Raw genomic sequence first — 22,195 nt, forward strand, 5'->3', positions numbered from 1 at the left:
CCGTGGACGAGAGCCTATAGAGGCGACGGGCGGCCGCACAGTTGCGCTGGAAAACTTCATCAAATCGTCACAATTCTCTGTTGCCCGGTGCCTTGCCGGGCTCGGGTAGAATCCCTCTGTCCTGTCCTCCGGCGCGATTGCGATGAAACCCAGCTCCTCCCGGCCCAGTATCGTTCACCTGCCCCAGGGCGACTGGCCCAGCGTGCTCGACTGCCTGTGCGCGCGCTTTCCGGCGATCAATCGCGCCACCTGGCTCGACCGCATGGCTCGGGGGAGGGTACTGGACGCCGCAGGCCTGCCGATCGGGCCCGAGCGACCCCATCAGGCGGGACTGCGGGTGCAGTATTTTCGCGAGGTGCCGGCGGAGCGGTCGATCCCCTTCGAGGCTCGGGTGCTGTATCGGGACGAGCACTTGGTCGTCGCCGACAAGCCGCACTTCCTGCCGGTTCAGCCGAGCGGCGAATACGTCAAGAGCACGCTGCTCAACCGTCTCTGCGCCGAACTGGGCAACCCGGACCTGGCGCCCCTGCACCGTATCGATCGGCTCACCGCCGGGCTGGTGCTGCTTTCCGCCAACCCGGCCAGCCGCGGGGCGTACCAGGCGCTGTTTCGCCAACGCAGGATCGACAAGTTCTACGAGGCGATCTGCCCGGCTCTGCCCGATCTCGAGTTTCCCCTGTGGCGTCGCTCCCGGTTGCAGGACGGCGAGTTGTTCTTCCTGATGACGGAGACCGAGGGCCCGATCAATAGCGAGACGCGGGTCGAGGTGATCGAGCGCCGTGGTGACTGGTGGCGCTACGGGCTGTATCCGGTGACCGGGCGCAAGCATCAGCTGCGCGTGCACATGGCGGCGCTGGGTGCCGGCATCTGCAATGACCCGCTGTATCCAACCCTGCTGGAGCGGGACGAGCGCGAGCGGGAGGACTATTCCCGTCCGCTCAAACTGCTGGCGAAGCGCTTGTGCTTCGACGATCCGCTGACCGGCCAGCCGCGCCGCTTCGACAGCGAGCTGGAGCTCTGCTGGTGAGGGCCTGGGCGTCGGCGGTTGCCCTGTGCGCGTGGCTGCTGCCTGGCGCGGCCTGTGCCGAGGTCAGCCTGGTCTTTGCCGGGCAGGCGTTGCAGGTCGAGGTGGCTGCCACCGCCACCGAGCGCCAGCGCGGGTTGATGGAGCGAGACGAGCTGGGCGAGTCGCGTGGCATGCTGTTCATCTTTCCGGAAACCGCCCGCCAGTGTTTGTGGATGAAGAACACTTGGCTGCCGCTGTCAGCTGCTTTTCTCGATGAGGCCAGGCGGGTGATCAATATTGTCGACCTGCATCCCGGTGATCTGCAGCTGAAATGCTCGCGTCGGCCGGCGCGCTACGCGGTGGAAGCCAACCAGGGCTGGTTCAAGGCGCAGGGCGTTCGGCCGGGTGATCGAGTCGAGGGCCTGCCGGGGCAGCCCTAGCCGCCTGGCGGGGCCGGCCGCTGCGGTTGAGCAGGATGCGCGAGGTCCGGGTCGAAGGATGACCACCCGTCTATCCGAGGATCCCACATGAAAATCCTGATGGTGCTCACGTCCCACGCCCAGCTGGGCGATACCGGAAAGCCGACCGGGTTCTGGCTCGAGGAGTTCGCCGCGCCCTTTTACCTGCTCAAGGACGAGGGCGCCGAGATCGTGCTGGCGTCACCGCGGGGAGGGCAGCCGCCGCTGGATCCGAAAAGCGCGGAAGAGCAGGCGCAAACCGCGATGACCCGCCGCTTCGAGGCCGACAGCGAGGCCCGGGCCCGGCTTGCCAGCACCTTCCGGCTCGATGAGGTGTCGGCGGTCGATTTCGATGCCCTGTTCTTTCCCGGTGGCCACGGTCCGCTGTGGGACCTGACGGAAAACCCGGTGGCCATCTCGCTGATCGAGGGGTTCATCGACGCGGGCAAGCCTGTCGCCGCGGTTTGCCATGCGCCTGCGGTGTTGCTCAATGCTCGCGGTCCGGACGGGGAGTATCTGGTCAAGGGCAAGCTGGTCACGGGCTTTGCCAACTCTGAGGAAGCGGGCGTCGAGCTCACCGATGTGGTGCCCTTCCTGCTGGAGGACGAGTTGCGCGCGCGCGGTGGGCAGTACAGCAAAGGCGACGACTGGGGGCCCTACGTCAGGGTGGACGGACTCTTGATCACCGGCCAGAATCCGGCGTCTTCGGAGCCCGCGGCCGAAGCGCTGATCCGCCTTCTGGAAATCCGGGGCGTGGCAGGCGGTGCCTCTTCAGGCTAAAGCACCGCGGCAAGCGAACCGCGTCTGGCACTACGGCAGGATGCTGACTTATGCGCGGGTCGATGACGGGCAGCCGGGCTGACATCCCCGGTAACAGGCTGGAGGTGCCCGGATTGCCCAGACACCCCCGTGTTGCCTAGTTCTGCTCCATCACCCATTCGGCGAGGACGCGGGCCTCGTCTTCGGTGACCTGGTTTGGCGGCATAGGGATCTGGCCCCAGACCCCCTGGCTGCCGTTCCTGATCTTGCCGGCCAGCATCTCGACGGCGTTCTCGTCGTCGGCGTATTTCTCGGCGATGGCCTGGTAGGACGGGCCTACCAGCTGAGTGTCGGTCTTGTGGCAGGCCAGGCAGGCCTTGCTGTTGAGCAGGGTCTCGGCGTCTTGCGCAAAGGCCGGCTGGGCCAGCGCACCCGCCAGGGCGAACAGGGAAACCACTACTTTGTTCATGCTTGCTTTTCCTCAGGCTATGGCGAGCGTCTGCGCGCTCGGGTGCCCGGCTGTCGGGCAGGTATATGTTGAGTCCAATAAGCGCAGCGCGCAATCAGCGCCGCAGCCAGGCTATCCAGTATCAATAGACCCCGGTCGGCAAAAGAGGTTGATACTGTTTTGGTAGGGAATGGCCCCAGTCCCTGGATGTCCAACCTGCACCACAACATCTGTCGAGGATTTAGGACCATGGCACTGGACAAAGAAGCCTTCGAATCACTCCTGGCACGGGCAGAAGAGCAGGCGGGACGCGCCGTAAGCGAGAATGACCCGATCCATTACCGGGACGCCTTCGAGTCGAGCCTCAAGGCCTTGCGCATGCTGGCAGACGAATCCAGCGGCTGGCGCGAGGCGGTGGCGCGCGCGACCGAAGAATACTCGGGCAGCGAAGGCATCTAGTCGTCTCCCGCACGGGGGCGGTCATCCGCCTGGCGCTGCATCCAGGTCGTCCCGCTCCCGCATTTTGCATTCCGCGCTCACGCGCCTCTCTGCCAGGGTCCGTCCGGGCCGCGCTTTCGAAGCCATTCATCTATCATTGAGCCCTTTGCCGTCAGGACTCCCGATGCCCGTGACCGCCCCGCAGGATGCCCAGACCCTTCGCATATTGCCCTGGCTTGTCGCCATCGCGTTTTTCATGCAGACCCTGGATGGGACCATCCTCAACACCGCCTTGCCGGCGATGGCACGGGATCTGGCGGAGAACCCGCTGCGCATGCAGGGCGTGGTGATCGCCTACATGCTTACCGTAGCCCTGCTGATCCCGGCGTCGGGCTGGCTGGCGGACCGTTTCGGCACGCGGCGGATCTTCATCCTGGCGATCGTGCTGTTCAGTCTCGGCTCGCTGGCCTGCGCGCTGTCGCAAAGCCTGAATCAGTTGCTCGCCTCACGGGTGCTGCAGGGCATCGGCGGCGCGTTGATGTTGCCGGTGGGGCGACTGACCGTGCTGCGGGTGTTTCCACGCAGTGAGTTCGTCCGGGTCATGACCCTGATCGCCTTGCCTGGCCTGGTGGGGCCGTTGCTCGGCCCCACCCTGGGCGGCTGGTTGGTGCAGTACGCCTCCTGGCACTGGATCTTTCTCATCAACCTGCCGGTAGGCGTGATCGGTTGCCTGGTGGCGCTGCGCTACATGCCGGACCTGCGAGGCGAGCGGATGCCCTTCGACACCCTGGGGTTCCTGCTCTTTGGCGCCGCCATGGTACTGATCACGGTCGCCCTGGAAGGGCTCGGCAGCGAGCAGATGCCCCATGCGCGGGTCATGCTGCTGCTGTTTGGCGGTGTCGCCTGCCTGGCCACCTACTGGTTGCATGCAACCCGCGCCCGCCAGCCGCTCTTCAGCCCGAGCCTGTTCCACACCCGCAGCTTTTCGGTGGGCATTCTCGGCAACCTGTTCGCCCGGCTGGGCAGTGGTGCGTTGCCCTTTCTGGTGCCGTTGCTGCTGCAGGTGGCGCTGGGCTATTCGCCTGCCCAGGCGGGGATGATGATGATCCCGCTGGCGCTCGGCGCCATGGCCATCAAGCCCTTGGCCAAGCCAGTGATCGACCGCTTTGGCTACCGCGCCACCCTGACAGGCAATACGCTGTTGCTGGGCGGGCTGATCGGCGGCCTGTCGTTGGTGGGTGGCGATACCTCGCTCGTCTGGCTCATCGTCCACCTCGGACTGATCGGAATGGTCAACTCGCTGCAGTTCACTGCCATGAACACCGTGACCCTGCTGGGCCTGAGCAACGAGCAGGCCAGCAGCGGCAACAGCCTGCTATCGGTGGTGGTACAGCTGTCGATGAGCCTAGGGGTGGCTACCGCCGCCGCACTACTGGGCGGCTTCACCCACCCCGGTGGCGACGAGGCGGTGCTGCAGGCCTTTCACCTGACCTTCCTGTGCGTCGGCGCGCTGGCGATGCTGGCGGCGCCGCTGTTCCTGCAACTGGACAAGTCCGACACCCATGGTCCGGCCGACGACAGTTCCAGGCTGACGGAGTAGATCGGGCGTTGGCGGCCTGGCTGCTCACCTGATGGGTATCCAGCGCCGCTTGGAGCTCCTGGCGAATCGCGGTGTCCAGCTCGCCGGCCAGCAGTCTCTGTCAGGATCCCGCTGGGGACGTCTCCTTGGCATTTGGGAAAATCGCTTTGTCGATGACGGCGTGCACGCCTACGTTACCGTCCACCACCTGGGTGATGCCGAAATCGACCGCCACCGAGATAAGAGAGACGGCTTCGTCTTCAGTCAGTCGATGAGCCGTCATCAGGTAATGTCGGGTCTTGTGAAAGGCGTCGCGCATGGCCGCGTCCAACGAGGACTCGCGGTAGACCTGGGTCTGGGCCTTGGGTCCGAGTTCGGCCAGGTAATTGGAGAAGCTCATACCCTGCAGTACCCAGTGATCAGGGGTATCGAGGAAAGGGTAATTGAGTTCGCCGAGGAAGTTGCCCGCGAGGTCCCGTTTCTTGTGCAGCACCAGTTGGAACACCCCGGTCAGCGAGCACTCGATGGCTGTGCCGCAAAGTTCTGAATCGCCTTGGGAGGCGTGCGGATCGCCAACCGAGAACAGGGCGCCCTCTACCGATACAGGGAGGAACAGCCGAGCGCCTTTGCCGGCCCGCCAATTGTCCAGGTTGCCGCCGAAATAGCTCGGTGGAATGGAATCCACCGCACCGTGCTCCTTGGGCGCCACCGCGAGAACGCCGAAGTGGGGCCGGACCGGCACCACGGCATCCTTAAGCACACCGAAGCGTCGTTCTATCGTTGTAGGGTCCACCGGTACGCCCGGGTAGTCGATGGTCGGGTGGATGACCCCGTAGGGGTCGGTCTGGGGTGTCCAGCGGTAATTATAGAGAGCTCTGGCCAGGGGCGGCTGGTTGACGGTATCGATTTCGTAGAGGGTCACGACCTCTCGCTTCTTTGGCTCGGTCACCAGGTCACCGTACTGGTAGCCCCACCAGGTGGCGGCATTGCTGCCGTACACCTTGCCCTGATGATCCGGGTGGCCGCTCGGCCTGGGCATGATGTCGAGGATACGGATCTCCAGCACATCGCCCGGCTCGGCGTCCCGGACGTACACCGGGCCGGTACAGATATGCACGCCGAAACCCTCGCCGGCGCCGCGCCCGAAGATGGACGCATCCATTGGACCCGCGCCGCGCCGATCAACCGCCTTTTCATCGGGAGTCCAGCGAAACACGCTCTCAGCGCCCGGATCCCCTTGAATCATCCGCTCGCAATCGTCCGAAGCATGCTGGGTCAGCGTCTCGATGGTCACCAGATCGCCGGAATTCACCGACAGCACCGGCTTGATCGAGCGGCTGAAATAGCCCCAGTGGACGGTCTTTTCCGATACCGGAACGTAGTAATGCCGGGGGCTCCCGGGCTCGGGGAGGCCATCAGCCGTGGCGCGCTTGGGTGCCAGGACCAGGGAAAGGCTGTAGTGGGACTGGTCCCTCAACACCTCGTGGGGGTGTCGCCGTGGCAGTTCACTGCGCGGTGCTCCGGGATGGGGCTGATGGGCCGACGAAGGCTGTTCTGGCCTTCCACGCTGGAGCGGGGCTGCCGACGCCGCCTTTGGCATGGCCCGATAGGTTCTGGGCGCCATGCCGAAGGCGGCGGAAAAGGCTCGGCTGAAGTTGGCCGCGTCGCGAAATCCCCACCGAAAGCACAAGTCGGAAATGCTGAAGCGGGATAACGAAGGGTCCGACAGATCCAGCCGACAGCGTTCCAGCCGTCTCTGTTTGAGGTATTCACCAAAAGTGGTCGAGCCGGCCTTGAACAGTTTTTGTACATAGCGGGTGGAAAAACCTTCGAGGCGGGCAATGTCGTCGATCTGTAACTGATCGTCCCCCAGTCGCGGCTCGATACGGGCACATACCCGACGCAGGTGGACGAGCTGCACGGCAGAGGGATCGTCAACCGCTGAGCTGTCGTTGCGCGCCAGACTGGCTACCAGCAAATCGCCAAGGGTCGCTTCCAGTGGGGCCGTCTCAGCGAGATCGAGCCGGCCGAGTTGCTCTCCGATCGACCGCACCAGGGCCTGGCAGATGGCAGCGACACCGCCGCTCGACGCGGCGATCCGATTGGCGCTCAGGGTGCCGGTGTGTACCAGGCGAAGAACGAAGCTGGCATTTTCGAGGCGGACCAGCACGGCGCGGAACTCGCTTGTCAGCTCGAGGCGCCAGGCGCGCGCCGGGTCCAGCAGGAGAAGCTCACCGCTCTGGATGGCCAGTTTCTCGCTGCCCTCGGTTATTTGACCGCGACCGCTCAGCAGGGCGACGAGAAATACCGCCCGGCTGCGAACATCGGCAGGCATGGGCATCAACACCTGCGGTGAGGCGGACAGCTGGAGAAACTGCGAGCCCCGAGGCGAGCTGCAGAGGGTGAGGCAGTCGTCCGCCAGGGCTGCCTGGGACTGGCTGGTCAGCAGGCGCAGCCGGGCGAAGACGTCTTCCAGTGCTGCCTGGCGCAGGCCCTGGGGCAGGGCACCAAAGGATATCCGTCGCAGATCGTTCAATGCTGTCTCCGGTAAAGCGAAACCGCCGTGCCGGGATGCTTGGGTTCCGGCACGGCGAGTCTGTGGGTCATGTCTCCCTGGCAGGGAACATGCCCTTGTTGATGATGGCGTGCACGCCCCAGTTGCCGTCGACCACTTGGGTGATGCCAAAATCCACCGCGATCGACATCAACGAAATGGCCTCGTCCTCGCCCAGTCCCTGGGTGGTCATCAGGAAGTGGCGCATCTTGCGATAGGCGTCGCGCATGGCCCGGTCCACCGATGATTTGTTGTAGATCTCATCCTGAGCGTTGGGTCCCAGTTCGGCCAGATAGTTGGCATAGCTGAAACCGTGCAGTACCCAGTCATCCTGGGTTTCGAGCAGCGGATAATGCAGTTCGGCCAATGGCGTACCAGGTAGGTCGGACTTCTTGTGCAGGATGAACTGAAAGGTCCCGGTCAGCGAACACTCGATGGCGGTACCGCATAGTTCGGAATCGCCTTGCGAGGCATGGGGGTCGCCCACCGTGAACATTGCGCCCTTCACGGCCACTGGATAATAGAGCGTTGCGCCCTTGCCGATCCGCCAGTTGTCGATGTTGCCGCCGGTATAGCTCGGCGGGATGGAGGTGACCATGTCTGCCTCGGCTGGAGCCACGCCGATGGTGCCGAAGTGGGGCCGGATCGGCACCCGGATGTTCTTCAGAATGCCGTGGTTTTCGCTGATCGTGCTGCGATCGACCGGAACGCCAGGATAATCGATTGTGGGGTGGACGATGCCGAATGGGTCGGTCTGAGGCGTCCAGCGGTAGTTGTACACGGCTCGTGCCCAGTTTCGCTCACCGGTGGCATCCACCTCGTAAATGGTCACTACCTCGCGCTTTTTCGGCTCGGTCAGTAGGTCACCGTACTGAAAGCCCCACGCGGCGGCGACGTTGCTACCGTAGGTTCGTCCCTTGAAGGCTGCATTGCCGCTTGGGCGCGGGGCGACGTCGATGATGCGCACTTCCAGAACATCGCCGGGTTCGGCGCCGTTGATGTGCACCGGGCCGGTGAGGATGTGAACTCCGGCGCCAGCGCCGGCGCCGATCTTCGCGTCCATGGGGCCGGCGCCGCGACGATCGACGCCCTTGCGCTGGGCGTCCCAATAGAAAATGCTTTCGGCGCCGGGATCGCCCTTGACCATCCGCTCTGCGTCGTCATTCGCGTGATGGGTCAACGTCTCGATGGTGGCGAAATCGCCGGAGTTCAGCTCGACGACAGGCTTTGCCGATTTGCTGAAATAGCCCCAAAGCACGGTTTCCACGCTGGCAGGAATGTAGTAGTGGCTGGCATTGCCGGCGCCCGGGCTGGTGCTGGCGCTGGCAGCAAAAGCGCCAGCGGGCATGCTCATCGCTCCCAGCGTTGCGGCGCCGCCGCCGATGACCATGGCGTCACGCAGGAATCGGCGTCGGGACTCCTGGAACTCTTCAGTGATGTCCTTCTCCGTCTCGGGGGTAACCCCGTGCGTGCATCCTGGGCTACAGACATGGTCCTGCATTGTTTGCTCCTTCCTGTCATCTCGGTCGACACGCCGGTGCTGCCCGGCGCGGGGTGAGTTGATTATCGGGGCGGGAGAACCGGCTGCTTGTCTGGGGGCGCACGATTACTTGTCGAACCTGGATGCGGACAAACAAACCACCGAGTCCAGCGGGCTGGTGCCGATCGGTACCCGACCAGGTCCGGGCGGCCCGCTCGACCCACGGGCGCCCCTGCACCCCGGATGCGGAACAGAGCCCAGTAGAAGCGCTTGTGGCGGACCAATGCGGCCAGGCGGCCGATAAAAAGAAGGCCGGACAATCGTCCAGCCTTCGGCGCGTTTCCTGCGCGCTTTTTCGGCTCTTCGCCCTTTAATGCATCTTGTGCTTCTCGTGCAAAAAGTGCAGCACGGCGGCGCGGTAGCGGTTGTATTCCGGGTCATCGGCCAGGGCGATGCGGTCGCGGGGTCGCGGCAGCTTCACCTCGAGGATCTCGCCGATGGTGGCGCTCGGGCCGTTGGTCATCATCACGATGCGGTCGGAGAGCAGCACGGCCTCGTCCACATCGTGGGTGATCATCATCATGGTGTTGCCCAGGTCCTTCTGGATCTTCATCACCTCGTCCTGCAGGTGAGCGCGGGTGAGGGCGTCCAGCGCGCCGAAGGGTTCGTCCAGCAACAGCACCTTGGGCTTGATCGACAGCGCCCGGGCGATGCCGACGCGCTGCTTCATGCCGCCGGAGATCTCCTGCGGGTACTTGTTCATGGCATGGCCCATGTTCACCAGCCTGAGGTTGTGCTCGATCCACTCCTTGCGCTCGGCCTTGTTCATGCTGCGCTTGAATACCTTGTTCACCGCGACTTCGACGTTCTGGTAGACGGTCAGCCAGGGCAACAGCGAGTGGTTCTGGAACACCATGCTGCGGTCAGGGCCTGGGCCTCTGACTTCCTTGCCGTCGAGGATCACCCCGCCGGTGCTGGAGTCCAGCAGTCCGGCGACGATGTTCAGCACCGTGGACTTGCCGCAGCCGGAGTGGCCGATGATGGAGATGAATTCGCCCTTGGCGATCTCCAGGTTGATGTCCTTGAGCACCTGGGAGGCGATGTTGCCGCGCTGGAAGCTCTTGTCGAGTTTTTCGATGGAGAGGTAGCTGGTCATGTCTCGATCCTCTGATCAGGCCGCAGGGGCGCCATGGGTGATACGCTGGCCGATGAAGGCCACCAGGCGGTCGAGGATGAAGCCGACGACGCCGATGTAGATGAGCGCAAGAATGATGTCGCTGATGCGCGAGGCATTCCACGCATCCCAGATGAAGAAGCCGATGCCCACGCCGCCGATCAGCATTTCCGCGGCGATGATGGCCAGCCAGGAGAGGCCGACACCGATCCGCAGGCCAGTGAAAATGTAGGGCGCGGCGGCTGGGAGCATGATGGTCTTGAAGTACTCCAGGCCGTTGAGCTGCAGCACCTTGGCCACGTTGCGGTAGTCTTGGGAAATATTGCGGATGCCCACCGCGGTGTTGATGATGATCGGCCAGATTGCGGTGATGAAGATCACGAACAGCGCCGAGGGATGGCTATCCTGGAAGCCCGCCAGCGACAGCGGCAGCCAGGCCAGCGGCGGCACGGTGCGCAGCACCTGGAACAGCGGGTCGAGGCCGCGCATGGCCCAGTCGGACTGGCCTATCAGTACACCGAGGCCGACCCCGACCACCACGGCGAAGGCGTAGCCGACGGCGACCCGCTCAAGGCTCGCCAGCAACTGCCAGGCCAGGCCCTTGTCGTTGCCGCCGTTGTCGTAGAAGGGGTGGATGATCAGTTCCCAGGTTTCTTCGAGTACCAGCGAGGGCGGCGGCAGGGCGGCGCCAGGACCGGAGCAGAGCATTTCCCAGATCACGCCCAGAACAAGGATCACCACCATGGGCGGCAATACCTGTTGCGTGAAGCCTCGCAGCAGGCGGGTGCCGGTCCGGGCGAGCCGGGACGGTTCGGAAAGGAGGACCGGGGTGGTCGCAGGCTGGATTTTCACGTTGGCATTCATGGGCGTTTTCCTCAGGGAGCGGGTAAGCGGTTAGGCCTTGATGCTCAGGCTGTCGAGATAGGCTTGCGGGTTTTCCGGGTCGAAGGTCTTGCCGTCGAAGAAGGTCTCGACGCCCCGGGAAGTAGAAGTAGGTATCTGATCCGCCGGCAGATTCATTTCGCTGGCCGCGGCGCGCCAGATGTCCTCGCGGTTCACCTTGGCGATCAGCGCCTGGTTGTTCAGGTCCGCCGGCAGATAGCCCCAGCGCTTGTTCTCGGTGAGGAACCACAGATCGTGGCTCTGGTAGGGGTAGGAGGCGTGCTCGCTCCAGAAACGCATCAGGTGCGGGCTGTTTTCCTCGACGCGGCCAGTGCCGTAGTCGAAGGTGCCCTGCAGGCGGCTGACGATGTCCTTGGCGGGTGCGCTGATCCAGCGCCGCTTGGCGCAGATTGCCGCCACTTCCTCTTTGTTGGCCATGTCCTCGCAGAACATCTGCGCTTCCATAACGGCCATCACCAGCGCTTTGGAGGCGTTGGGGTTGGCTTCCACGAAATCACTGCGCAGGGCCAGGGATTTTTCCGGGTGGTTGGTCCAGAGTTCGCCGGTGGTCAGTGCGGAATAGCCGATCTTCTGGTTGATCAACTGGTCGTTCCAAGGCTCGCCCACGCAGAAGGTATCCATGCTGCCGACCTTCATGTTGGCGACCATCTGCGGCGGCGGAACCACGATGGTGGAGACGTCGCTGTTCGGGTTGATACCGCCGGCCGCCAGCCAGTAGCGCATCCACAGATCATGGGTACCGCCCGGGAAGGTGACCGCCGCGGACGCATTGGTGCCGCGGGCCTTCTTCGCGGCGAAGGCGTCCTTGAGCAGGCTCGAATCGGTGCCAACCTTGAGGTCGGCGTATTCCCTGCCCAGCGAAATGCCCTGGCCGTTGAGGTTGAGGCGGGCAAGGATGCTCATGGGCACCGGCTGGCCGTTGTTGATGCTGCCGACGCTCAACTGGTAAGGCATGGGCGTCAGGATGTGCGCGCCGTCGATACCGTTGCGCGCGCCACCCAGCACCAGGTTGTCGCGGATGGTGCCCCAGGACGTCTGCTTGAGGACTTCGACGCCGGTCATGCCATATTTGGCGAAGAAGCCTTTCTCATCGGCAACGAACAGCGGCGCAGCGTCGGTCAGGGCGATGAAGCCGAGCTTGACCTTGGTGGTTTCCACATCGCCACCGGCGGCCCAGGCGGCCGAACGGATACCGGGCATGCCGCCGAGCAGGGCCATGCCGCTGGCCGCCAGAATCGAGCTTTTCAAAAAGCGGCGGCGAGAAGCGCTAACGGTGCTGGTGTTGTCGTCTTGAGTCGGCTTGTCGGTCATGGTCCAGTTTCCTTCGGGCACAAAAAAAACGGCGTCACGCTGACCAGCCAGAAGCCGGGATGAGCGTGGACGCCGTTGTCCAAAATCGAGTGTGTTTGCCGCAATGCGGTTGTTCAGGACAAAGCACCTTGCGTGCCATGTTTTTCAGCATCGCCGGACTGCTGGCAGTTCCTGAATGACAGGTCAGGCAGCTTTCTCCAGCCTAAGCAACTGAAATCAAGGGGTTGGCCTTTCCAGCTGGCATATGCGCTTGATCGTCAGGGGTGACCGCCGGTCCTGAGCAGTCCGCCGTATCGCCAGAAGGCCCCATTCCAGAAGGGGAGAGGTGCACAGAGGCGGGGCGCAAAAAGCGCGTCGCGATAGCCTTGTGCATTAAAGGGGTGCTTTCTGTCGCGACCCTATGCGGCTTTACATGAACGCGGGTTTGCAGGTGCCGGTGCCGTGGGACGCATTGCTCTTCGCGAGCACGCCTACTCCTGCATAAGGGCGAAGGCAGGCCGGGCGGGAAGAGAACCGCCTCAGCCGCGTCGGGCTCGTGGGCGGCTCTGGCCCTGGCGGGGGGGCTTGTCGTTGGCGGCGTTGGCCAGCAGGCGCTGGGCCAGTTCGTCCATGCGTATGCCCTGGTCCATCGCGGCCTGTCGCAGGCGGCTGTGGGCGTCGCTTTCGCTGAGGCCATACTGGTCCATCAGGAGCTTCTTGGCCCGTTCGATCAGTTTGCGTTCGTTGAGCGCCTGCCGGGCTTCCTTGAGTTCGTCGTTGACCCGCTGCAGACGCTGGGTCTGCAGCTGCAGGAGCTCCAAGGTCGAGCGTTCCACCGACCCGGTCATGCCGTCCTCGGGCGGGGCATCCATTTCCCTGGCCTGGATGCTGAACAGCATGGCGTTTTCCGCTGCCGCATGCATATGCGAGAGGCGGTCCAGCAACGGGCGGTGATTGTGCAGGTCGGCGTTGATCCGCTCCATGCTCCGTCGGCAGTGTTCGAGCAGGTCCCATTCGAGCTGCGCCTCGACCTCCTTCATCTCGTCGACGCGCTGGGTCTGGAGCTCGAACCAGAGCTCGCAGAGCGAGGTGTCGACCCGTGAATCATCGCGGGTGCGCTGGGCGACCTCGCGCAGTTGCGCCACTTGCTGGCTGATCTCGCCTTGACACAGGGCATGCCAGCGATCGAGCGCCTCGTTCTCGGCAAAGCGGCTGAAGGTGGCGAAGCAGCGTTCCTGTGCATCCATCAACTGCTGCATGCGCTCGAGCCGTTCGCTGTCGAAGTAACCGCTGGCGAACCCGGCGACGCCCAGGGCGCGCTCCTGCCCGGCCAGCTCTTTGCCCTGCATGAAGTTGAACAGCGCCACCAGCGCCCGGGTGATGTCAGGATCGGCGGCGGTGTCGGCGGCCTCGAATACCACCGATAGCAGCCCGCCGATCAGGCGTACCAGCGTGGTGGTGGCCTCCTGCATGGAGATGCGTTGCTCCCGTACCGCCCGACGCAGCGCCGGCAACTCGTCGAGGCTGTAGAGGGCATAGGCGATGCGGCTGAACAGCCGGGTCTTGTCAGCCGAGTGGATGCTTTCCAGGTCCATGCATTCGAGCGATTCGCGTACCTCTCGCTCCAGCCTGTCCACCTCCAGGCTGAGGCTGTCGAGCTTTTGCAGGTGATGCGGACCTGTCCCGCTGAGGTAGATGTTGGAGTATCCACGCTCCTTCTGCAGGGCATGGACGAGCCGGCTGACCTGGGTGACCAACTCACAGGTTCGGGTCAGGTCCTCGAGGCCGAGCAGTTCGCTGCGGCGGGCGGCGAGCATGAAGCGCAGCGTGGCAGGCAGCTTGCGGTCGGTCATCGCGAGATCCTCTCCGGCATTGGTTGGTCAAGGGCGCAGCAAGACGCATGCCCGCCAATAACGTAACCCCGTGCTTCCCCTGGCGGGAGGCCGGGGCGTCGCGCATCGGCCGGTCAAGGCTCGGCAGCCGAGCAGCGGCGCGGCCCGGAAGCCTCCGGGCGGGTTCGCCTGTTACCGGGCGCGGCAGTCTACTGAGTGACCGGGATGGTGCATAGCGTAGCCCTCCGATGGAACCTTGCGGCGTGCCCTCAAGTCGTCAATAGACCATGCGCCATGACAACTTCGAGGAGGAATGACACATGCACCTTCACTTCAAGCCGCTCGGCCTGGCAGCGGCCATCGCCCTGGCGTTCTCGCCCGCTATCCACGCCGATGACGACGACAGCAGCGCAACGCCGCCAAGCAGCGTGTCCACCAGCGCTGGGCAGGTCAATGTCGAGACGCTCGCCACGCTCGAGTACCCTTGGGCCATGGCCTATCTGCCGGACGGCAGGTTGCTGGTTACCGAGAAGCCCGGACGCATGCGGATCTGGAGCGAAGGCAGTCTCTCCGATCCCTTGCAGGGTGTGCCCGAGGTGGTCTACCGCGGTACCGAGCAGGAGCAGGGCGGTCTGCTCGACGTTGAGGTCGATCCGGATTTCGCCAGCAACAACCTGATCTACCTGACTTATGCCGAGGCGGCGCAGGGCCAGTCCGAGGCGCTGGAAGACAGCGGCGATGCGCGTCTGCTGAGCCCCGACAAGTCCGACAATATCGTGCGGGGCGGGGTAGTGGCGCGCGCCAGGCTCGACGGCAATACGCTGCACGACCTGGAAATTATCTGGCGGCAGGACCCGATGACCGTCGGCCGCGGGCACTTCGGCAATCGTCTGAATTTCGATGCCGACGGCATGCTGTTCGTCACCTCGGGCGATCGCATGCGTTTCGAGCCGGCGCAGAGCAAGGAGTCCAATCTGGGCAAGGTGGTGCGGATCAACAAGGACGGTTCCATCCCCGACGACAATCCCTTTGCCGATGAAGATGATGCCAAGGGCGAAATCTGGAGCTACGGCCACCGCAATATCCTGGCCGCTGCGTTCGACCGCGACACGGGCAATTTCTGGGCCTTCGAGATGGGGCCGCTGGGTGGCGACGAAGTGAACCTGGTCAAGCGTGGGGAAAATTATGGCTGGCCGGAGGTGAGCGACGGGAGTCATTACGCCAACCAGCCGATTCCCTCCCACGCCGGCGATGACGAGTATGAAAAGCCGGTCCGCAGCTGGACCCCGGTGGTTTCGCCCTCGGGGGCGCATTGGTACGACGGCGAACTGTTCAGTGGCTGGAGCGGCAGCATGCTGGTTGGCGGCCTCACATCCAAGGGGCTGGTACGCCTGACCTTCAACGGCGAGAAGATCGCGATGGAGGAACGCATCGTCCTCGATCAGCGCATCCGCGACGTGATCCAGGCGCCCGACGGCGCCATCCTGGTTATCGTCGACCAGGAGGAAGGTGGATTGCTGCGCTTGACCCCCGCGCAGTGATCGCACCGCGCCAAGCCCCCCACCTTGGGGGCTCGGCGCGCCCTTAGTGCAGTTTCAGCCGCGGCTCGGTGCTGCGGCCGATGCGGTCGGCGAGCATCAGCAGCCCGGTGCGGACCACCCCATAGAGCGCCACCTGATGCATGCGATACAGCGAAATGTAGAACATCCGCGCGAGCCAGCCTTCGAGCTTGACGTTACCCATCAGATTGCCCATCAGGTTGCCGACCGCGCTGAAGCTGGACAGCGACACCAGCGAGCCGTAATCGCGGTAACGGTATTCCGGCAGGGGCTTGCCTTGCAGGCGCAGGGCCAGCGACTTGGCCAGCATCGACGCCTGCTGGTGCGCCGCCTGGGCGCGGGGTGGGACGGTTTTCTCGCTGCCGTCGCCCATGGGGCAGGCCGCGCAGTCACCAAGCACGAAGATGTCATCGTCGAGGGTGGTCTGTAGGGTTGGGCGTACCAGCAACTGGTCTACCCGGTTGGTTTCCAGGCCCCCGAGATTCTTCAGAAAGGCCGGGGCCCGCACCCCGGCGGCCCAGACCTTGAGCGCGGCCGGGATGATCTGGCCGTCCTTGGTCAGCATATGGTCGGCGGTGACCTCCTGCACGGCGGCCGAGGTCAGTACCTTGATTCCCAGCTTCTGCAGCGTGGTGTGTACCGGCTGGCTGATGCGGTCGGGCAGGGCGGGCAGTACCTTGGGCCCCGCCTCGATGATGGTGATCTCCATGTTCTGCGGCTGGATGCCCTTGAGCCCGTAGGCCGACAGCTCCATTGCTGCATGGTTGAGCTCGGCCGCCAGTTCCACCCCGGTTGCCCCGGCCCCGACGATGGCGATGGCAAGCTTGCCGTCGTCCTTGTGCCGGGCATGGGCGCTCAGGTAGAGGTTGAGCAACTGGTGATGGAAGAATTCGGCCTGCTTGAGGCTGTCCAGGCAGATGCAGTGTTCAGCCGCGCCTGGAGTGCCGAAATCATTGGTGCGACTGCCAACGGCGATCACCAGGGTGTCGTAGCCCAGCGTGCGGGTCGGGACCAGCTCCTCGCCTTTCTCGTTGTGCATGGGCGCCAGAATGATCTGCCTGGCATCCCGGTCCAGCCCGCACATGGTGCCCAGTTCGTATTCGAAGTGGTTCCACTTGGCTTGCGCGACATAGTTGAGCTCGTTTTCCGAGGTATTCAACGAGCCAGCCGCCACTTCGTGAAGCAGCGGCTTCCACAGGTGGGTGAGGTTCTTGTCGATCAGCGTGACCTGCGCCTTGCGCTTCTTGCCCAGGGTGCGGCCCAGGAGAGTGGCGAGCTCAAGCCCGCCGGCGCCACCGCCGACGATGAGGATGCGATGCATGGTGAATGTCCATATGGCTCAAATGAAAACGTTGCGCGCCTCGCCAGTGGCAAGCGCGACATGATTTGAAATATTGCGAGGAAGATCCCACGAAATCCTGGAAGCCACCACTCTCATTCGGTACCGGTAAGGCCTGTCCATGGAAGGAGGGACAAGGTCTGTAACCGCGATGGCCTGCATTTCAAATCGTTTCGTCAATTCTACTAAAGCCAGACGCTCATTCCGGGCCCAGGTTGCGTTTGCCAAGAAAATTTCCCATAACGAGATCATTGGTCTCGTTTTGGTTGACGCCAGAGCCGGGTTGCCTTTTACTTGGTTCTGTCAAAACGAGACCCTGAGTCTCAAAAACAATAGTTGCGCCCCGGCGCGTAACGGGAGCCCCTCATGTCCCATCGAATTGTTCTGCCGCGCCTGATGGAAATCGGCGCTGGCGCCAGTGGGCGGATCGCCCAGGTCCTCACCGACCTCGGCTGCCGTCGTCCCTTGATCGTCACCGACCGGATGATGGTCGAGCTTGGCTATGTGGCTCGTCTCGCTGAGCGGTTGGCAACGGCGGATATCCCCTGCGAGTGCTTTGCCGACACCTTGCCCGAGCCCACCGCGGCATCCATTCGCGCCGGCGTCGAAAAGGTCCGGCAGGGCAACTTCGACAGTATCGTGGCGCTTGGCGGCGGCAGCCCCATCGATTCGGCGAAGGCCATCGGGATCCTCGGGACCTTTGGCGGTGAAATGCGCGACTACCGCTTTCCGCGGGATGTCAGCGAGGCCGGATTGCCGATCATCGCCGTGCCGACAACTGCCGGAACCGGATCTGAAGTAACCCGCTTCACCATCATCACCGATGAAACCAGTGATGAAAAAATGCTCTGTGCGGGGCTGGGTTTCATGCCCGTGGCGGCCTTGATCGATTATGAGCTGACTCTGTCGCTGCCGCCGCGGGTGACCGCAGACACCGGTATCGATGCGCTGACCCACGCCATCGAAGCCTATGTCAGCCGCAAGGCCAGCCTCTACAGCGATGCCCAGGCGCTACAGGCCATGCGTCTGCTCGGGCCGAACCTGCGCATCGCCTATCGCCAGCCAGACAACCGCGTCGCCCGGGAGGCGATGATGCTTGGCTCGACGCTGGCCGGAATCGCCTTTTCCAATGCGTCGGTGGCCCTGGTACATGGCATGAGCCGGCCGATCGGGGCCTTCTTCCATGTGCCCCACGGCTTGTCCAACGCCATGCTGCTGCCGACCGTCACGGCCTTTTCGATCCCGGCGGCACCGGAGCGATACGCCGACTGCGCGCGGGCCATGGGGGTGGCGGGCGAGGCCGACAGCACTGAGCAGGCCAACGCCAGGCTGCTGCAAGAGTTGCGCGAGCTGAACCGCGAACTCCAGGTGCCTGGCCCTGCCGCTTTCGGAATCGATCGCGAGCGGTTTTTCTCGCTGCGCGAGACCATGGCGCGTCAGGCGCTGGCCTCGGGTTCGCCCGGCAACAATCCCCGCGTGCCCAGCGAAGCCGAAATCGCCGATCTCTACCAACATGTCTGGAATCAGGAGTGAGCCCATGCAGACCCTGGACAATTTCATCGATGGCAAGCCCAGCGCCAGCCGTTCCGAACGCAGCGCTACTGTCTACAATCCGGCCACTGGCGAGCCGACCGCCCATGTACCGCTGTCGACCGCCGAGGAAACCCGCGCGGCCATCGGCGTTGCCCAGGCGGCCTTCGAAGGCTGGGCGAGCACGCCGCCGCTGCAGCGCGCGCGAGTGATGTTTCGCTTCAAGGCGCTGCTCGAAACGCATCGGGATGACCTGGCACGGCTGATTTCGCAAGAGCATGGCAAGGTCTTTTCCGACGCCAAGGGCGAGGTGACCCGCGGGCTGGAGGTGGTGGAGTTCGCCTGCGGCATCCCGCACCTGCTCAAGGGCGAGTTCTCGCCCAACGTCGGTCGCGATATCGACTCCAACTCGCTGATGCAACCGCTGGGCGTCTGCGCCGGCATCACGCCGTTCAATTTCCCGGCGATGGTGCCGCTGTGGATGGTTCCGGTGGCTATCGCCTGTGGCAATACCTTCGTGCTCAAGCCCTCGGAGAAGGATCCGAGCGCAACCCTGATGCTGGGCGAGTTGCTGGCCGAGGCCGGACTGCCGGCCGGGGTGCTGAATATCGTCAATGGCGACAAGGAAGCGGTGGACGTGCTGCTCACCGATCCGCGCATCCAGTCGGTGAGCTTTGTGGGCTCCACGCCGATCGCCGAGTACATCTACGCCACTGCCTCGGCCCACGGCAAGCGCTGTCAGGCGCTCGGCGGGGCGAAGAACCACATGGTGGTCATGCCCGATGCCGACCCGCAGCAGGTGGTCGGCTCGCTGATCGGGGCGGCCTACGGCTCGGCCGGCGAGCGCTGCATGGCCATCTCGGTGGCGGTCTGCGTGGGCGACGAGGTGGCTGACAAGCTGGTCGGCATGCTCGAGGAGGAGATCGCCGGCATGCGCACCGGCCCCGGCACGGGTGTCGAACCCGAGCCGCACATGGGGCCGCTGATCAGTCGCGAGCATCGGCAGAAGGTGCTTGGCTACATCGATCTGGGTGTGCAAGAAGGCGCACGACTGGTATGCGACGGCCGGGAGCTGGTGGTCGAGGGATATGAGAACGGCTTCTATGTCGGCCCGACGCTGTTCGATCGGGTCACCCCCGAGATGCGCATTTACCAGGAAGAGATCTTCGGCCCGGTGCTGGTGGTAGTACGCGTCGGCTCGTTCGACGAGGCGCTGCAGCTGGTCAACCGGCATGAATACGGCAATGGCACCTCAATCTTCACCCGTGACGGCGATACGGCCCGACAGTTCGAGGAGAACGTCAAGGTGGGCATGGTCGGGGTCAACGTACCCATCCCTGTACCCATGGCATTCCACTGCTTTGGCGGTTGGAAGCGCTCGGTGTTCGGTCCGCTGAACATGCACGGCCCCGACGGAGTGCGCTTCTTCACTCGGATGAAGACCGTCACCCGCCGCTGGCCCACCGGCATCCGCGCCGGAGCGGAGTTTTCCATGCCGACCATGAAGTAGGCGTCGACAGGTTAGGCGTGTAGGGTGGTGCTCGGCCCACCCTGCAATGCCGCCGTCTACGCCGGCTATCCCTTTGCCCCCGGACTGCCCATGACCACCCCCCGTGAAAAAGGCTCTTCCATCGCCCGCGTTCTGGAAATCATCGAGGCCGTGGCCGCCGCGCCTGAGCCCCTGACGCCTACTACGCTGGCCGAACGGCTGGACATCCCGAAACCCAGCGCCCATCGTCTGGTGCAGACCCTGGAAAGGGAGGGCTTCCTCGAGACCGGTCTGCGCGGCGGGTTGTTGCCAGGGGAGCGCTTGCACGCATTGGCACTGAACAGCCTGCAGACCGGCCGGCGCAAGGCTGAGCGCCAGGCGGTGCTCGGGCAGTTGTCCTCGCACATTGGCGAGACCTGTGGCCTGGCCGTGCCGGACGGGCTGGAAATGTTCTATTTCGACCGGGTTCAGACCAACTGGCCATTGCAGATCAACTTGCCGGTCGGCAGCCGCACGCCGCTGTGGTGCACCGCCAGCGGCAAGCTCTACCTCGCCAGCCTCGCCCCGGACGCCCTGGAGCGCTTGCTGCCGAAACTGCCGATCCGGCAGATGGCGCGCAACACCCTGACCGACCTCTCGGCACTGCGTGACGACATCGCGCGGATTCGTGAAGACGGCCTGGCCACCGATTACGAAGAGTTCATCGACGGCATGGTGGCCTGCGCCGTGCCGGTGAGGGGCATCGGAGGCGAGCTGGTTGCCTGCCTGTTCTGCCATGCGCCGGTGTTTCGTTGCTCCATGGAACAGTTGCTGACCCTGGTTCCGCAAATGCGCGAGGCTGCCCTGGAGCTGGAAGTGATCACTGGCGGCAGGCGTTCCTGAGCCTGCCCCGCATTGCTCCTGAACGCGCGCTCCTCTCCGAGAAGTCATCCTGGTGACGTGGACGGCACAGGCTGGGCATCGAAACCGGAACCAGTACGCTAGAATCACTCGCGCGATAGCAGATTGCGATCGATCAGCGAAACCCTCGCCAAGCGAAGCGGTCTGCTGAATACGGGCCGAGGAATGGCCGTAGACGAGTCGAGGGAATGATGAGTGTTGCATTTACCATCCTGCTGATGATCCTGGGCTGGATCGCCGCCGCCGCCGCCTTGCTCTGGGGCATGCTCAGGATCGCTCGCCACCGCCCCGCAGTAGCGCGTGCAGAGCGCGCACCCAGGCCTCCGCGCCTTGCTTTCAAGGTACGCCGACTAGTCGTCACGTTCAGCGAACGTCAGGCTATCTTGCGCCGATAGTCACTCCTGAACGAACTATCTTCGGAGATCGTCGCTCTGTTCTATGGAGCCTGAGGCAATTTTCAGGCCGACGGCATCGCGCACCAGCGGTGCCGACGGAGCGGTAATTCACAGGGACATGTTGCCTACCTCATCTTGGAGAGACACATGTTCGTTCATAACAAGCGATTGCAGTACACCGTGCGGGTAGGGGCGCCCAACCCTGGCCTGGCGAACCTGATGCTGGAGCAATTCGGCGGCCCGCAGGGCGAGCTCGCCGCGGCCATGCGTTACTTCACCCAGGCCCTGGCCGAGGACGATCCAGGCCGCAAGGACCTGCTGATGGATATCGCCACCGAGGAACTCAGCCACCTCGAAGTGATAGGTTCCATCGTCGGCATGCTCAACAAGGGTGCCAAGGGGCAGATGGCCGAGGGCGTCGAGCAGGAGGCCGATCTGTATCGGTCGCTCACTGGTGCAGGTAACGATTCGCATATTACCTCGCTGCTTTATGGCGGTGGGCCGGCGCTGACCAATTCGGGCGGGGTACCTTGGTCGGCCGCCTATATCGATACCATCGGCGAGCCCACGGCGGATCTGCGTTCGAACATCGCCGCCGAGGCCCGCGCGAAGATCGTCTATGAGCGGCTGATCAACCTGACCGATGACCCTGGCGTGAGAGAGGCCCTGAAGTTTCTCATGACCCGCGAAATCGCCCACCAGAAGTCGTTCGAGAAGGCCTTGCACTCGCTGCAGCCTAACTTCCCGCAGGGCAAGTTGCCGCCCGACCCTGCCTTCGAAAGCGTCTACTACAACATGTCGCAGGGCGAGGGTGACCTGCGCGGGCCGTGGAATCAGGGGGGTGACTGGGAGTTCGTCGAGAGCCCGCAGCCAGCGGTCGATGGTGGCGACGGTATGGCGTCGGTCACGCTGGCGAATAAGGAGGCCAAGGTCGTGCAGCAGATGGCCAAGCGCACCGCCTCCGATCCTTCCGCCGATCCCATGACCGGGGCCGATCTCGGCGCGGGAGGCGCGCTCAAGAAAGGCAAGTGACCGGTGTCCCGAGCCCCTCGCGGGCTCGGG

General features: G+C 64.0%; 18 protein-coding genes. 10 read left to right on the forward strand and 8 right to left on the reverse strand.

The window, feature by feature from the left end; translation table 11 throughout:
* Window positions 1-142: 142 nt before the first annotated feature.
* The 3 genes from ACFOMF_RS08890 (at window position 143) to ACFOMF_RS08900 (ending at window position 2,244) form a co-directional block, all read left to right on the forward strand.
* Window positions 143-1,027 carry a pseudouridine synthase gene (locus ACFOMF_RS08890; protein ID WP_386363876.1) on the forward strand — a complete coding sequence of 295 codons (885 nt, stop codon included), beginning with the start codon at window positions 143-145 and terminating at the stop codon, window positions 1,025-1,027.
* Complete coding sequence (locus ACFOMF_RS08895; RefSeq protein WP_386363879.1) at window positions 1,024-1,446, forward strand: DUF192 domain-containing protein; 423 nt, start codon at window positions 1,024-1,026, stop codon at window positions 1,444-1,446. The genes ACFOMF_RS08890 and ACFOMF_RS08895 overlap by 4 nt, the downstream gene beginning before the upstream one ends.
* A gap of 87 nt (window positions 1,447-1,533) precedes the next feature.
* Window positions 1,534-2,244, forward strand: coding sequence for a type 1 glutamine amidotransferase domain-containing protein (locus ACFOMF_RS08900; RefSeq protein WP_386363882.1), 711 nt, complete (start codon window positions 1,534-1,536; stop codon window positions 2,242-2,244).
* A gap of 136 nt (window positions 2,245-2,380) precedes the next feature.
* Here ACFOMF_RS08900 and ACFOMF_RS08905 read toward each other — a convergent pair whose 3' ends face one another.
* On the reverse strand, window positions 2,381-2,692 hold the full coding sequence (locus ACFOMF_RS08905; protein ID WP_386363885.1) for a c-type cytochrome: 312 nt from the start codon (window positions 2,690-2,692) through the stop codon (window positions 2,381-2,383).
* Window positions 2,693-2,920: 228 nt separating this feature from the next.
* Here ACFOMF_RS08905 and ACFOMF_RS08910 point away from each other — a divergent pair, with 228 nt between their 5' ends.
* Both ACFOMF_RS08910 and mdtD read left to right on the forward strand, forming a co-directional pair.
* Window positions 2,921-3,130 (forward strand): hypothetical protein, encoded by a 210-nt coding sequence (locus tag ACFOMF_RS08910; RefSeq protein ID WP_386363888.1) that lies wholly within the window; start codon window positions 2,921-2,923, stop codon window positions 3,128-3,130.
* 163 nt (window positions 3,131-3,293) lie between these two features.
* The gene (gene mdtD / locus ACFOMF_RS08915) at window positions 3,294-4,709 is read left to right on the forward strand and encodes a multidrug transporter subunit MdtD (protein ID WP_386363891.1); all 1,416 of its coding nucleotides are present in this window, start codon (window positions 3,294-3,296) and stop codon (window positions 4,707-4,709) included.
* Window positions 4,710-4,809: 100 nt separating this feature from the next.
* Here mdtD and ACFOMF_RS08920 read toward each other — a convergent pair whose 3' ends face one another.
* From ACFOMF_RS08920 to ACFOMF_RS08945, 6 genes are all read right to left on the reverse strand, one after another.
* Window positions 4,810-7,224 carry an acetamidase/formamidase family protein gene (locus tag ACFOMF_RS08920; protein WP_386363894.1) on the reverse strand — a complete coding sequence of 805 codons (2,415 nt, stop codon included), beginning with the start codon at window positions 7,222-7,224 and terminating at the stop codon, window positions 4,810-4,812.
* A 67-nt stretch (window positions 7,225-7,291) separates the two neighbouring features.
* Window positions 7,292-8,743, reverse strand: a complete 1,452-nt coding sequence (locus ACFOMF_RS08925) for an acetamidase/formamidase family protein (RefSeq protein ID WP_386363897.1) — start codon at window positions 8,741-8,743, stop codon at window positions 7,292-7,294.
* 349 nt (window positions 8,744-9,092) lie between these two features.
* Window positions 9,093-9,878 (reverse strand): ABC transporter ATP-binding protein, encoded by a 786-nt coding sequence (locus ACFOMF_RS08930; protein ID WP_386363900.1) that lies wholly within the window; start codon window positions 9,876-9,878, stop codon window positions 9,093-9,095.
* A 15-nt stretch (window positions 9,879-9,893) separates the two neighbouring features.
* Window positions 9,894-10,760 (reverse strand): nitrate ABC transporter permease, encoded by an 867-nt coding sequence (ntrB, locus tag ACFOMF_RS08935; RefSeq protein ID WP_386363903.1) that lies wholly within the window; start codon window positions 10,758-10,760, stop codon window positions 9,894-9,896.
* Window positions 10,761-10,790: 30 nt separating this feature from the next.
* Window positions 10,791-12,110 (reverse strand): CmpA/NrtA family ABC transporter substrate-binding protein, encoded by a 1,320-nt coding sequence (locus tag ACFOMF_RS08940; protein ID WP_386363906.1) that lies wholly within the window; start codon window positions 12,108-12,110, stop codon window positions 10,791-10,793.
* Between the two features lie 518 nt (window positions 12,111-12,628).
* Window positions 12,629-13,942, reverse strand: coding sequence for a nitrate- and nitrite sensing domain-containing protein (locus tag ACFOMF_RS08945; RefSeq protein WP_386363909.1), 1,314 nt, complete (start codon window positions 13,940-13,942; stop codon window positions 12,629-12,631).
* A 299-nt stretch (window positions 13,943-14,241) separates the two neighbouring features.
* Between ACFOMF_RS08945 and ACFOMF_RS08950 the strand changes: the two genes are divergently transcribed.
* Window positions 14,242-15,462: a PQQ-dependent sugar dehydrogenase gene (locus tag ACFOMF_RS08950; RefSeq protein WP_386363912.1), complete on the forward strand. Its 1,221-nt coding sequence runs from the start codon at window positions 14,242-14,244 to the stop codon at window positions 15,460-15,462.
* Window positions 15,463-15,505: 43 nt separating this feature from the next.
* Here the strand turns inward: ACFOMF_RS08950 and ACFOMF_RS08955 are convergent, their stop codons facing one another.
* Window positions 15,506-16,801: an NAD(P)/FAD-dependent oxidoreductase gene (locus tag ACFOMF_RS08955; RefSeq protein ID WP_386363914.1), complete on the reverse strand. Its 1,296-nt coding sequence runs from the start codon at window positions 16,799-16,801 to the stop codon at window positions 15,506-15,508.
* A 384-nt stretch (window positions 16,802-17,185) separates the two neighbouring features.
* On the opposite strand from ACFOMF_RS08955, the gene ACFOMF_RS08960 reads away from it, so the two are divergent.
* From ACFOMF_RS08960 to ACFOMF_RS08975, 4 genes are all read left to right on the forward strand, one after another.
* Window positions 17,186-18,352, forward strand: coding sequence for an iron-containing alcohol dehydrogenase (locus ACFOMF_RS08960; protein ID WP_386363916.1), 1,167 nt, complete (start codon window positions 17,186-17,188; stop codon window positions 18,350-18,352).
* 4 nt (window positions 18,353-18,356) lie between these two features.
* Window positions 18,357-19,859: a CoA-acylating methylmalonate-semialdehyde dehydrogenase gene (locus ACFOMF_RS08965; protein WP_386363918.1), complete on the forward strand. Its 1,503-nt coding sequence runs from the start codon at window positions 18,357-18,359 to the stop codon at window positions 19,857-19,859.
* A gap of 90 nt (window positions 19,860-19,949) precedes the next feature.
* Window positions 19,950-20,720 carry an IclR family transcriptional regulator gene (locus ACFOMF_RS08970; RefSeq protein ID WP_386363921.1) on the forward strand — a complete coding sequence of 257 codons (771 nt, stop codon included), beginning with the start codon at window positions 19,950-19,952 and terminating at the stop codon, window positions 20,718-20,720.
* 560 nt (window positions 20,721-21,280) lie between these two features.
* Complete coding sequence (locus tag ACFOMF_RS08975; RefSeq protein ID WP_386363924.1) at window positions 21,281-22,165, forward strand: manganese catalase family protein; 885 nt, start codon at window positions 21,281-21,283, stop codon at window positions 22,163-22,165.
* The last annotated feature ends 30 nt before the right edge of the window (window positions 22,166-22,195 follow it).

The sequence above is a fragment of the Stutzerimonas tarimensis genome (assembly GCF_042648805.1).
Classification (GTDB): domain Bacteria; phylum Pseudomonadota; class Gammaproteobacteria; order Pseudomonadales; family Pseudomonadaceae; genus Azomonas; species Azomonas tarimensis.